This is a genomic window from Nostoc sp. UIC 10890 (genome assembly GCF_054786515.1).
The window spans coordinates 312,615-325,693 of record NZ_JBSGKF010000001.1 but is presented as its reverse complement, the minus strand read 5'-3'; the positions used below and the strand labels follow the sequence as shown (position 1 = coordinate 325,693).

Sequence of the window (13,079 nt, the reverse complement as noted above, 5' to 3'; positions counted from 1 at the left end):
TAATAAGTAATAAGTAATGAGTAAATACCCATTTCTCATCCACTCATTACTCATTACTCGTAAAATAGATAATTTTCTTTGCGCCTTTGTGTGAGACATTATCCACTAGGAATAAAAAACGATACCTGCGGCGGGCTGCGCCAACACATTCCCATAGCCTAACCCCGCACCTGTCGCAGTGCATTAAAAGCCTTACCTCGCAACCCAACTGGTAACAACGATAACCCTAAACCAGTCCAAGCTTTAGGAGTAGAAAAAGACTGTCCTGCTAAAACTAGCTCTCTGCCTTTTTGCGTTTCACCCTTTTCAATTAAACGCAAACCTAATAATAATTGCGTTTCAGTTAGACGATTTTTCCTGATTGTCTCTATTTTTTCAGACTCAAATTTATAACTTTCTAAATACCGGATTTTATCAAATAAGTAAGGAATGGCTCGATTAATACCTTGCTGCTCTGCATGGTAGCGATATTCCATCAATAATTCTGGTAAGTAATAGCCATTTTTCCCAGCTAAAGCGAGACGCACAAATAAATCATTATCCTCACAATTTTGGAGATTTGGTTGCATATATCCTAATTCTTGCAATGTTTTACGGCGAAATAATGTCGCCCCAACTTGAAAACTTTGCTGAATAAATACAACTTCCAACAAATTATTTACAATACCTGCTGGTAAATTCTTCCTACCCCAGCGTCGAGTATTTTCTTGAGTTTTTACCTCATCCCGCACATTATTAATATCAATTATCCAATGATCTGTACCAACAAAATCAATGCTAGAGTCTTGAGCAAGAATAGCTGCGGTACTTGCGAGAAAATCGGGTGTTAGCCGATCATCATCATCAAATTTAATAAAATATTTACCGGTGGCTGCATCAAAGCCAGAGCGCATATTATTACTTTTACCAATATTTTGCAGATGACGGATATATTTAATCCGCTGGTCTGTGTACTGTGACATCAATTCAGGTGTACCATCGCTAGAACCGTCATCACAAATAATTAGCTCAAAATCTTGCTCAGACTGATTGAGCACACTCTCAATGGCATAAGGGAGGAGATGAACACGATTAAAAGTAGGAATGCAAACAGTAATTTTAGGCATATTGTATACTAATAATTTAAAAATAGAGAAAATAGAACTTTTACATCATAATCAATTGCTAATTTAATCCATCGACAATAAAGCTATATTTAGCGGATACTTCTTTGAATTTTATTCATTGTTTTATTGAAAAAAATATTAGTTTTTGCAATTATGCTGAGTGGTCTTAGCTGTTTTGGTCTTTGTTCTGGCTGTTTGAGAAAGCGATAGTGTAAAAACTCATTTGCATAACAGATATTAATATCTTTTCCTTGACTTAAGTGGGCGAAATCACGAGCAGAATAGCTCATGTAATGGATGCGGTGAATTGGTTTTAAGCCGTCTTGATTGTAAAGAACATTATTAATATTAACGAAGGGATCTGCATTGGCACAGTTACCTGTTCTATCTTCGCCATTAGGGCTAAGTGTAAAGTTAAATAATGGGCGATCGCAGCGCAAAGTCATATAATTAAACAAAAAAGCATCATCCCACCAGCCATATCCATTAATCCATTCAACTTCCCTATGGGTAATTAATCGCTCCTTCATTATTTCAATTTCTTTAACAGTAAATAACCCCCGTTTAGATCCAAAAAAGCTAGAGCAATGCAGTTTAGGACGTATATCTGCTTCTGTATACAGTCCAGTTTTTTCTATAACTGAAATATTTAAAGCTGCAACAGGTCTATCTTTAAGATGTTCCCAGTCATCAAAAACAAAATCGGATGTTTCTAACTTGTCAATTACATTATTAAGTGGCTTCATTGCCAAGCTATCACCATCATAAAATACAAATTTATCAAAAATCCCTTCAAAGGCAACAAACTTTCTTTGTAAATGACTTTTGTACCAGCTAGAGTGTGATAATTTTGTATCTTGTTGTCTGGAATGAGCACCCCAAACCTGATGAGCAAATTCTTCCCAGCGTTGAATTACCTCCCAATTATCAAACAGAATTACATTTTTTCGAGCATTAACTTCTTGCCTAACTAAGTCTAGTTGCTCATCATAAGGAATAATGCAAATAGGAATATCTGCACTAACATTCACCTCAATGCTGTTTAGCAAAGCTACTAGTTGGTCAAACACCACATCATTCGCAAGGGTGTAAATACCGAAAGTATCCATTTTGATAAATCCTTTTTATGTTTAGTCACTGAAGGGATGTTTGAAAAGTATTGTCGGTAACAGCAATACCTCACAAACTTAAGCACCGAGCAAACCTTCCCTATGAGGGAATGGAAGCGGGGATTGTAGTATATTTTGCTACTTTTTAAACATTCTCTGGGTAACGCAAATAATATTATTGTTATTTTCTAATCTATTATTCCCAAGTAATTAATAATATACACATAATTGAAACCTGGCGAAACGCTGATGATTTCAGACGAGTTCTTCTGCTTGGGCAGAGCGAACAGCTTACTGAGTTATTGTTTATGCAATTATGATACTTGGTTGCAGTTGTAGATGTGACTTTAATAATTGATATTTCCTAATCCGCATTACCTCTATAGTTTGCTAATTGGCATTAAGTACAGTATCTTTATCAAGATATCGTATTTATTTGTGAGCGAAGCGCCTGCTGCGATCGCTATGAACATCACTGATGGGAGGGATGAAATACATAGATAGTCTTGGATGGAAGCGGCTAATTTAGTGTTCTAAACTTGGTAATCAGAATAGCATCCTACAATAAATATACGTATGCAAACTATTCATAACCGTAAAGTCAAAGGTGGAGGCTAAACGTTGGCACAATTCCAAGCACAACCTCTGGCTTTGTCAAGCTCTCAAAAAAATTGGGTATTACTCGGTGTCGGACTTGGGGTGTTCATGTCTACCTTAGATGTGGGAATCATCAATGTTGCTTTGCCCACATTGGTGAAAGCCTTTGACACCAGTTTCCCTACAACCCAATGGGCTGTGTTGAGTTACCAGTTGGTCAGTTCCGGCTTAGTTTTGGGAGCAACGCGCCTGGGTGATATGTGGGGCAAGAAGTCCTTATATCAAGGGGGACTTGTTCTCTTCACTTTCAGTTCGCTGTTGTGTGGTTTTGCACCTAGTATTGAATGGTTGATCGGCTTTCGGGCACTTCAAGGACTAGGTGCTGTCTTCGTCTCTGGGCTTGGTTTGGCAATCGTCACAGAAGTTTTTCCCACTTCCGAACGAGGTCGGGCTGTTGGTGTCATCGGTAGTGTAGTATCACTGGGAATTGCTTTTGGCCCTTCTGCTGGCGGACTGCTCTTAAGCTGGTCAGGTTGGCATAGTATATTCTTCATCAATGTACCGCTGGGGATCATAGCTAGTTTCTTAATAGCTAGGGTGGTGCCACCTTCTGTAGGTATTCAGGGCAAACAAAAATTTGACTTTTTTGGAGCCATATTGGCTTTATTGACTCTGGGTAGTTTTGGTCTGGGTATGACACTGGGGCAAAGCCTTGGCTTTAGCAGTATCAATGCATTAGTCTTATTAGCGATCGCCGCCGTGAGTTTTACAACTTTTTTGGTAGTTGAAGCGATCCTAGAACAGCCATTACTAGAACTGCACCTGTTTCGCAATCTTCAATTGAGTATGGGTTTACTGAGTGGCTGGCTAGCATTCACTGTCATTGGCGGTTCGTTACTCATCGTCCCTTTCTTTCTAGAAGGGGTCAAGCAATATCCGACGCTAAAAGTGGGGCTGCTACTAGCCGTGTCGCCTATACTTAGTGGGTTAATTGCCCCCCTGGCTGGAATACTTTCAGACCGCTTTGGTGCGCGACTGATCAGTTCAATTGGACTGGGGTTGATGATTGGCGGCTGTTTGGGGATTAGCACTTTTGATGCTCAAGTTACTGAGCTAGGCTATGTATCGCGCTATTTTATTTACGGCATTGGATTAGGTTTATTCCAATCGCCCAACAATAGCACTGTTATGGGAGCAGTGCCGAGGGAGCGGCTAGGGATTGCTTCTGGGCTGCTGTCTTTATCACGTACTTCAGGTAACACCGTAGGAGTTTCTCTAATCGGGGCAGTATTTGGAGCGTTAATCGCTAGCATGTCTGCGGGCGCAGATGTATCTGTTGCTCCTACTGATGCGATCGTTGCAGGCTTCCAAGGAACTTTTCGTTTTGCAGCCCTAATACTATGTGGCGCAGCAGTTGCATCTGTTTTAAGGATCAGTAAGGAGCAGAGAGCAGGGTGAAAATTCCTCTCCTCAGCTCTCTGCCTCTTTTCAATGCCCAATGCCCCATCCCCAATTAGCAAATCACTAAGGAGTTAGATAAATGACAGGTAAATTAGAAGGAAAAGTAGCAATTATCACTGGTGCTTCAGCGGGAATTGGAGAAGCAACTGCGATCGCTTTGGCTTCAGTTGGAGCAACAGTAGTACTTGCTGCTAGACGTGGCGATCACATTCAGGCATTAGCAGAACGCATCGAAGCTAGTGGTGGCAAGGCATTGCCCATTGTCACCGATGTGACCGATGAAACCCAGGTAAATAACTTGGTGGCAAAGGCAAATGCAGAATTGGGAAGGGTTGATATCCTCGTCAACAATGCGGGGATTGCCTTACTCGGCACCATTGAAGCGGGAAATAGCTCAGACTGGCGGCGATCGTTTGACCTCAACGTATTAGGATTGCTATATGCTACTCATGCTGTTTTGCCTCTGTTGAAGGCGCAAAAATCGGGACATATAGTCAATATTTCCTCAGTAGCTGGCCGGACAGCGCGGGCGGGCGTCGGTGTTTATAATGCGACCAAATGGGGTGTGAATGCCCTCTCGGAAGCATTGCGCCAAGAAGTCCACAAAGAAAATATCCGCGTCACTATTATCGAACCAGGTTTGGTGGATACAGAAATTGACAACCAAATTACCGATCCAGTTGCCAAACAAAGGATCGAAGAACGACGCAAGTCAATTCAACCTCTGCAAAGCGAAGACATCGCTGCTGCGATCGTTTACGCCCTCACCCAACCACCGCACGTTAATGTCAACGAAATCCTTATCCGACCAACAGGACAAGAACACTAAAGTTAAAGGGCACGCTCGTTAAGCCTGCCCTTTTTTAAATAGGAAAAACATAGGTAGAGGTTCAGAAGGCAGAAGGCAGGAGGCTCAGTTGGCAGAAGGAACCCACCCTTACTCATAGTGGGATTGAAACAAGGACGCTTTATACCTCGCTGCAAGCAGTCTCGGTATAATTATTTTTTTTGAAGTGGGCTTTATACTCGTAACTAAAGTTTTTATTGATACTTCTTTCCTTCTGCCCTCTGCCTTCGTACTTCTGCCTTTCTTTGTAAAATATCTCACTCAATTCTGAACAAGTAGCGTTTTTCTACAGCCCTACAATCTTTGATCTTCTGGATGCAAATTGTACCAACTATACCAGTGACGAACTGCTAGCCAAACCGCTGAAAGCAAACCCGCTAGGCTGAGGGTGAGTCCGCTGAAGGGTACTAATAATCCAAAAATAGGTAGCACTGCTCCAGCAATAGTAGGGACGATCGCAGCCAAAGAAGCTCTGCGGCTGCCTCCCAATCCCCATGTTAAAATTAGTAAGATGATGGAAATTAAAGTCCAAGCCAACTGAGCATTGATAACGCGAGCTAGATAGGTCAAAGTCAATAGACAAGCAAAGAAAATACTACCAGCGATCGCTACATTTTTGAAACTCATGGGCAGCGATAAATATAACAACAATATCCACCATAAAAATATTGCTGGCGCTAGTAATAAAAGACGCGGAATTACCCCCGTGTTACCAATAGGCTCGGTATTGGTAAATACTCCAAATGGATTTTTAACTGAAACATTATCGTCAAATTTCCAAGTAAATTGCGTACTGCGTCCGTCAGATTTAATTTCATCAGGTTCAATACCACTGGCAAAATTAGCTGGAGCAAAGTTAGCAATTGCTATAAGGCGGAAGTTAGATAGCATCTGTCCCCCCGCACTATAAACCCAGCGAGGCCCGCCTCTAGCCTGATATGTGACTCGAAAGGTGGTTTCTTCCCCTGGTTGCAGCCGAAAAGGAAAACCATAGTCTCCCGGATTAGTTGGTTGTAACCTAGTCCCGTCACGCTCGATTTTGTAGCTCTTAAGCAGTATGGAGCCGTTGGGTGGCGGTGCTTCAAAGAAAAAATTATTAATATCTTTGAGTTGGTTAACTACTTTATAATCAGCAGTATAATCTGCGCGATAAATTGAGCTACGACCTGGAACATCTACACTTTGGTCAAGCTTGACTTGAATTTGTGAACCAGCCAGCATTAAGAAGCGATTGATCTCTCGCGTCTCATTTACCTTAACTATTTTGCCATCAACTTGAGTGGTATATGAGTATGGCTCTTGAATAGAGTAGCGGACTTGAGGCGCAAATTGTTCAAGCTTTTCACCAGCAACACTTTCAGCTACTTGAGCCACCTTTGCTTGTTCCCAGTGGTGATAGCGATTGCTTAAAGTTGAACAGAGAAAAAATCCTGGTACTAACAGAACTAATACTAGAGTTAAATGCTGCAATCCCCGCAACAGTTGGGAATAACGAACAGCCCATTCGCCAATGAATATAAGTTGTTCAGGCTGACTTCGACGCAGGGAAAAACTGATCAGTGCGATCGCAACTCCCAAAGCTACGATCAAAAATACTAATAATAATGAAGCTTTGAGCGCCTCGGTTCCAAATTGAACAAGCTCAATTGGATGCGTCAAATCGGGTAATCCGGGAATACCTTGAGCAGAAGATGACATTAGCTGATTTTTGCAGAATTTGGACAACCAGACCAATAAAATCTCTTAAAAGTTTCTCGAAAGAGGTATAAATTATTATCCAATCTGGTGACAGTTCTGAATCCCCAATTTAACTTGGTTGCGGCTCTCTGCCTTTAATTAGGTAACGGTAAGCACCCTCAATGACTCCAATAGCAATGGAAAAACCAAAAACTAAGAACTTTAACTAATTAGAAGAATTACCTTGACGAGTTATAATATTTCTTAGAATTGGAAATTTAGCTACAATCATGCCAATTATTCCTGAATAAATAAATATTTCAAGAAGCCACTTCCAATTTCTCCTCACGAAATGTTTGAAACTATTTTTCACTTCTACAGGTTTTCTAATAGTTTTTAAGGTGTAGATTTCTTGACTCCCATCTGGTAGCTTCAACCTTGCAGATACTTTTAAAGTTAAGTCATTTCTACCAACTTCTTTAGGCAAAACATTCCATTCCCATTGAAATATACTTGAATTCGCAAGAATTTGATTGGTTTCAGCCAGAGGTTTAATCTCAAAGTTAAAACCTATCAAGTCAACTTTCATGTATGCATTAATCTTTAATCTTTCTACCCTTACATCAATCCCAAATTCCCTCGATATATCAGCAGACAAATCTTTCGTTAAATTAACTTTTATCAAATTCGGTTCACCAATAAACATTGCCGAAGGCATATTATGAGCAATTTGTCCTTCAGTAAGTTTATCTAAATCAATAGCTACTTTATCATCAGCTTTTACAGGTTGCATAATTGCTGGAAAAACCGTAACTGAAACATCACCATTTTCAGGGTTTATAACACCGACAAATGCAGCAAAAATTAAACCTAAGCTAAATCCTATTATCTTTATTTTATTGCTCATGAAATCTTTCCCGACTGAGTCTTCATGGTTCTATAAACTTGATATTCGTTTTTCTAAAACAGCCGCATCTATTCAACTTTGTATATTCAGAATTTCCTGTAATTTATTCTCATAGAAAAATTCCTTTTCTCCCATTGCTGGAACTAAATCAGTTAACCAGGTTGCTTTCTCGTCATAACGTGCAAAGAAAGGGCGTTTACACCAATTGGGATCGCGTCCTTGCAAAAAAGAAATTACAAATACTTTCTCGCCATAAATCTCAGTTACGCCATCCACTGCAACTTTACCCGGTAGTGCTGACATGACTGGGCCACGAGCTGTACGAGCTAACCCAGACACCTTTTGTATTGCTGCTTGATAAATTTCCCAAGCTCGAATAATTGGTACTTCAAAACAATGTTTTGCTCCAGTATCTCGTTCCATAAACATATAGTAGGGAATGCAACCAAGACGAACTTGTTCTTTCCACATCTTTATCCATACTTGGGGAGAATCATTAATTCCCCGCATCAGTGGCCCTTGGGTGCGAATCTGTGCGCCTGTACTACGAATACGTTGGATTGCTGTTTGAGCAATTTCAGTTTTAATTTCTGTCGGATGATCGTAGTGCGCCATAATCGACAGATGTTTGCCTGAATTAGTCACTTTCTCAAACAAACGTAAGATATCATCAGCATCTTCATCTGTAACAAAGCGATAAGGCCAGTAAGCGACTGATTTAGTACCAATCCGAATTGTTTGGATATGTTCAAAATCAGAATTTAACAGTGGTTCAATATATAAAGCCAGATGTCTAGCTTTCATTGTCATAGGATCTCCGCCAGTAATTAAAACATCTGTGACTTCCTGATGTTGGCGGAGATACTCTTGGAAAAGTCCTGATTCACGGGTAGCAAATTTCATTCCGTCCATTTTCACAAACTGCGGCCAACGGAAACAAAATGTGCAATATGCGTGACAAGTTTGGCCTGCTGTCGGAAAAATTAAGACTGTTTCGGGATATTTATGTTGAATTCCTGGTACTTGTTTTCCATCTAAAGTGGGAATATTATGTTCTGCTTGTCCGGCTGGATGAGGATTGAGTTGCGATCGCATTATATTTACTACTTGACGCAGGTCTTCTGGTGTAGAATTTTGCAGATGCCAAATAACCTTGTCTAGAGATTCAGGAGCCAACATTTCTTTTTGAGGAAAGGTAAGGCGAAAGATGGGATCATTAGGAATATTCTCCCAGTCAATTAGTTCTTCTACTACGTAATTATTGACACGGAACGGCAATACTTGGGCAACTGCTTTCATTGCCAAGCGGTCTGCTGTTGAAAGTTTTTGCAGTTGAGGCAGCCGATCTATATCTTTAATTTCATATAGCTCAATTTTTTTAGGTTTAAGTTGTGACATTTAATTATTATTTTTAATTTATATAAAATACAAAAATTATCTGGAAACTATAATAGAAACAAGTTTGTTTTGGTAAATCATCCAACCGATATAATTTGGCATAATGGCAATCCTCAAAAAAATAATTAGATTTAACAAAAAGAAACTAATACACATTTAAAATAGTGCAATTAAAGAGCATTATGATTAATTAGCCGATTAATCTTCAATAGCACCCAATTCTTTAAGTGTATTTTTTTGTTCTTCCCCTAGACCGGAAATACCCTTGATATTCATTCCTTCATAAGGTCTTTTTGACATGAGTGTTTTGATACACTCTCCAGTTTTGACATTCCATTGCTTAATAGCTCCATCCTGGGAACCACTATACAAAGTTCCATCAGAACTAAAGGTAATAGAACGAACCCAATTATTATGTCCTTGCAAAATAATCAGACGTTTACCTGTGTCAACATCCCAAATTTCTACAGTGTGATTAACGCAAGCACAGCCAATAATCTTACCATCAGGACTAAAAGCAACAGAACGTATCCAATCATTATTGACTAAAATTTTGCAACATTCGCCAGTCTGAACATCCCATAGCCGTACTGTTTTGTCATCACCGCCACTAGCTAATAACCCTCCAAATTGCCCTTGAAAAGCAACAGACCATATTCGCATAGTATGTCCTTCCAAAACCCGAATACATTCCCCTGTATGAACATTCCATAGCCGCAGTGTTTGATCATCACTTCCACTAGCGAGGATTTCACCATCAGGGCTAAAACTGATAGACTGCACCCAATTTGTATGTCCGTGTAATGTTTCAAAGCATTGGCCAGTCCTAATATTCCATAGCTTAATGTTGCAGTCAATACTGCTACTAGCTAAAATTTGACCATCATAACTAAAAGCAATAGAGCGGATGCGATCGCTATTTTGCAAAACTTTCACGCACTGTCCACTCAAAGTATCCCAAAAGCGGATGGTTTGGTCATCACCACCGCTAGCTAATAGTCCCCCAGGAAGCGGACTAAAAGCAACAGACCAAAGTCGGCCAGCGTGTCCTTCCAAAGTGCTGATACATTGGTTAGTCTGAACATCCCACAGCCTGACGGTTTTATCATCATTGCTACTAGCAATTATCTTCCCATCTGGACTGAGGGCTAGATCATGTACCCAATTGGTGTATCCCTGCAAGATTTGGATGCATTGATAAGTCTCGATGTCCCAGAACCGAACGGTTTTGTCATAGCCACCACTAGCGAGTGTTTTTCCATCGGGACTAAATGCAACAGAGAGAATAGAATTACTGTGCGCTTCTAAAGTTTTTAATAATTTTCCTGTTTGAATATCCCAGAGTTTCACAGTTTTGTCGTCGCTACAACTGGCAATAATCCCTCCTCCTTCTGAAGAAGAGATGGGACTCAAGGCTATAGAATGGATTAAATTGGTGTGTCCTGACAAAGTGTTTAATAACTTCCCCGTTTTAACATCCCAGAGTTTCACAGTTTTGTCGTCGCTACAACTGGCAAGTATTTCACCATCAGAACTAAAAACTACAGACTGGACTAATTTGGTATGTCCCTCAAGAGTTTTCAAACATTTACCTGTTTTTACATCCCAAACCCTAACAGTTTGGTCAGCACTACCACTAGCGAGTATTTTTCCATCAGGACTAAATGCAACAGAACGAACAAAATCATTATGATCTTCTAAAATTTCCCAGCATTTTTGGCTATCTAGATCCCAGAGTCTAATGGTTTTATCACTACTAGCGCTGGCGACAATTTTGCCATCATGACTGAAGGCAACAGACCTGACCCAGCTATTGTGTCCATCAAGTTTCATCAGTTGTTTTTGGCTATCAACATCCCAAATTTTCACAGTATGATCATCACTACAACTGACTAAAGTTTTACCATCGGGACTAAAAGCAACAGTTCTTACCCAGTTATCGTGTGCTTTCCAATGAAATAGTTGCTCACCATACGTAGCTTGCCAAAAGCTAATCCGACCATCAGCGTCACCTGTAGCAACAATTTCTCCATTTACAGGGTTAAATGCGACTGATAAAATACTATCGAATATTCCTGTAAATACAGAGTTAGACAAGTCAGAGTTAGCAAAGTTTACATTATGCAAATTTACATTTATTAGGTATGCTTGCCATATTTTTAAATTACTAAAATCACATTCACTTAAATCAATTCCCTGATGACAAAGAAGGTTAATAATATTCCCACCAGCATAGCCCGATGTCAGAGGGGTGTTTACTTGCAGCAATTCTATTATTTTTAATAAATGTTCTTTAATTCGGACTTTGTTACCAAATTTATTAATTAACTTTTCCACAACTGGTTCCAAAATTAAACGAATTTGAGCATTTCTGACCTTTCCTTCTGTTTGCGCTTTGAGTAAAGCGTGGCTTTTTAACAAATAAATATTTTCTAGATTAATCTCGGAAACAATTTCTTCACAAACCTGGTTAACAAATTGGCTAATGATGTATTCCATCACTACAGCCTGAAGCATGAATTTCGCCAAACCCTTCTCGTTAAAAATTAGCGATCGCCGACGCAGAGATTCTAAAGCTTCAATTAATTGTGGTTGTGATGTAGTTGAAATAATATCTGCTTGTAATTCTACAAATGAAGTGGGTTTGCAATTAATTCCTAACCAGTATAAAATTTCTTTTTCTAAATTTGATAGCCGATTAAACTGCTGTTCTAGAAGGTTGCGAATATCTCCAAATAATACCGAAATATCACAACTAATAAACTCTGATATATTGCTGCCAAAAACTTCTTGAATAGTATTGCAAACGATTTTTAAGGCTAAAGGATTACCTGCATATTGATTAATTAACTTGTTCCAGTCTTTCTCTGAACCAAGAAAATCACCTTTGCCTACAAATATGCTTTTTGCAGCGATGTTTTCTAGCCCACTTAGCTGCAATGATCGAACTTTAAGATTGTTCCCTTCTAAGGTGACGATTTCTTTCGGACTTTCACGACTAGTTAAAATCAAACAGCTTTGATGCGGCATTTCCCCAACTTGCCGGAAAAATTCTCCATATTCTTCATATCCTTCTCGATATTGTCCAACATAATCACCTCCAAGTAGGACTGACTCGACATTATCCAATACCAATAAACAGCGATGTTTCCGCAAAAAGGCAATCAATTGCGAAATTCCTACTTCTTTAGGTTCATTCTTTTTAGAGAAGAACTCAATCAGGTCTGCAAAAATCTCCTTAACAGAGGGTGCATGACGTAGCGATCGCCAGATAACATACTCAAACTGTCCCTGAATTTTCTGTGCCAGCTTAATAGATAACGCTGTTTTGCCAATTCCCCCCATCCCAAATATTGCCACCAGTCGGGAACGGTCTTTATTTATCCATTGCTCTAAAACCTCTAACTCCGACTCACGCCCAAAGAAAACCGGGACATCAGGCGCTTCGCCAAAATCATAACAGGATGAGGCATTAACTACTATTGATAACTGATATCTTTCCTGAAAGAGACTCCTAATCACCTCTAATTTCCCAGGAGTACTCCCAGCAATGTCAAACTTTTGGTAAACCGAACCAAGTCGCTTCCGCACTGCGGCTGCACTAATTTCGAGAGTGGTTGCAATAGATTCTGCCGTTTGGCCAGCTAAAGCTAGAAGTAAGGCACTTACCTCAGCCTCAGATACATTGTGTTCGGCTGTAACCGCTCTCAAGAAACTTTCAGGAATTTCCGTCATGAAGTAAATTTCTCCAGCCAAAACTATTTATATATATATGTGAGGTAGATATGAGGTAGATGTGAGATATATTTTTACTGCTTTACACCCAAATCTTCTCTTTTATTCTTACTCCCCTTCCCTTATAGGGAAGGGGTTGGGGGTTAGGTCTGTATTGGACTCAACTTTCCCATGCCCCAGTCCCGTGCCTTGGCGTAGCCCATTATAGACATCGCCAGCCCATTATAGACATCGCCTAGCAT

8 protein-coding genes are annotated in these 13,079 nt (G+C 39.9%); 2 read left to right on the top strand and 6 right to left on the bottom strand.

Annotation, left to right across the window (positions count from 1 at the left end; translation table 11 throughout):
* Positions 1–158: 158 nt before the first annotated feature.
* Together ACWATR_RS01435 and ACWATR_RS01430 are read right to left on the bottom strand one after the other, a co-directional pair.
* Positions 159–1,106, bottom strand: coding sequence for a glycosyltransferase family 2 protein (locus ACWATR_RS01435; protein WP_460328799.1), 948 nt, complete (start codon positions 1,104–1,106; stop codon positions 159–161).
* An 89-nt stretch (positions 1,107–1,195) separates the two neighbouring features.
* Complete coding sequence (locus tag ACWATR_RS01430; protein ID WP_460328797.1) at positions 1,196–2,215, bottom strand: Npun_R2821/Npun_R2822 family protein; 1,020 nt, start codon at positions 2,213–2,215, stop codon at positions 1,196–1,198.
* 621 nt (positions 2,216–2,836) lie between these two features.
* On the opposite strand from ACWATR_RS01430, the gene ACWATR_RS01425 reads away from it, so the two are divergent.
* Together ACWATR_RS01425 and ACWATR_RS01420 are read left to right on the top strand one after the other, a co-directional pair.
* Positions 2,837–4,270 carry an MFS transporter gene (locus ACWATR_RS01425; RefSeq protein ID WP_460328794.1) on the top strand — a complete coding sequence of 478 codons (1,434 nt, stop codon included), beginning with the start codon at positions 2,837–2,839 and terminating at the stop codon, positions 4,268–4,270.
* A gap of 82 nt (positions 4,271–4,352) precedes the next feature.
* Positions 4,353–5,102, top strand: a complete 750-nt coding sequence (locus ACWATR_RS01420; RefSeq protein ID WP_460328792.1) for an SDR family NAD(P)-dependent oxidoreductase — start codon at positions 4,353–4,355, stop codon at positions 5,100–5,102.
* 312 nt (positions 5,103–5,414) lie between these two features.
* Here ACWATR_RS01420 and ACWATR_RS01415 read toward each other — a convergent pair whose 3' ends face one another.
* From ACWATR_RS01415 to ACWATR_RS01400, 4 genes are all read right to left on the bottom strand, one after another.
* Positions 5,415–6,818 carry a hypothetical protein gene (locus tag ACWATR_RS01415; protein WP_460328790.1) on the bottom strand — a complete coding sequence of 468 codons (1,404 nt, stop codon included), beginning with the start codon at positions 6,816–6,818 and terminating at the stop codon, positions 5,415–5,417.
* Between the two features lie 205 nt (positions 6,819–7,023).
* Positions 7,024–7,704 (bottom strand): hypothetical protein, encoded by a 681-nt coding sequence (locus ACWATR_RS01410; protein WP_460328787.1) that lies wholly within the window; start codon positions 7,702–7,704, stop codon positions 7,024–7,026.
* Positions 7,705–7,776: 72 nt separating this feature from the next.
* On the bottom strand, positions 7,777–9,102 hold the full coding sequence (locus ACWATR_RS01405; protein WP_460328785.1) for a KamA family radical SAM protein: 1,326 nt from the start codon (positions 9,100–9,102) through the stop codon (positions 7,777–7,779).
* Between the two features lie 198 nt (positions 9,103–9,300).
* Complete coding sequence (locus tag ACWATR_RS01400) at positions 9,301–12,837, bottom strand: WD40 domain-containing protein (RefSeq protein WP_460328783.1); 3,537 nt, start codon at positions 12,835–12,837, stop codon at positions 9,301–9,303.
* Positions 12,838–13,079: the final 242 nt, after the last annotated feature.

Coding starts and splice junctions, on each gene's coding strand:
- ACWATR_RS01435 (WP_460328799.1), bottom strand. CDS start 1,106: ATGCCTAAAATTACTGTTTGCATTCCTACTTTTAATCGTGTTCATCTC.
- ACWATR_RS01430 (WP_460328797.1), bottom strand. CDS start 2,215: ATGGATACTTTCGGTATTTACACCCTTGCGAATGATGTGGTGTTTGAC.
- ACWATR_RS01420 (WP_460328792.1), top strand. CDS start 4,353: ATGACAGGTAAATTAGAAGGAAAAGTAGCAATTATCACTGGTGCTTCA.
- ACWATR_RS01415 (WP_460328790.1), bottom strand. CDS start 6,818: ATGTCATCTTCTGCTCAAGGTATTCCCGGATTACCCGATTTGACGCAT.
- ACWATR_RS01410 (WP_460328787.1), bottom strand. CDS start 7,704: ATGAGCAATAAAATAAAGATAATAGGATTTAGCTTAGGTTTAATTTTT.
- ACWATR_RS01405 (WP_460328785.1), bottom strand. CDS start 9,102: ATGTCACAACTTAAACCTAAAAAAATTGAGCTATATGAAATTAAAGAT.
- ACWATR_RS01400 (WP_460328783.1), bottom strand. CDS start 12,837: ATGACGGAAATTCCTGAAAGTTTCTTGAGAGCGGTTACAGCCGAACAC.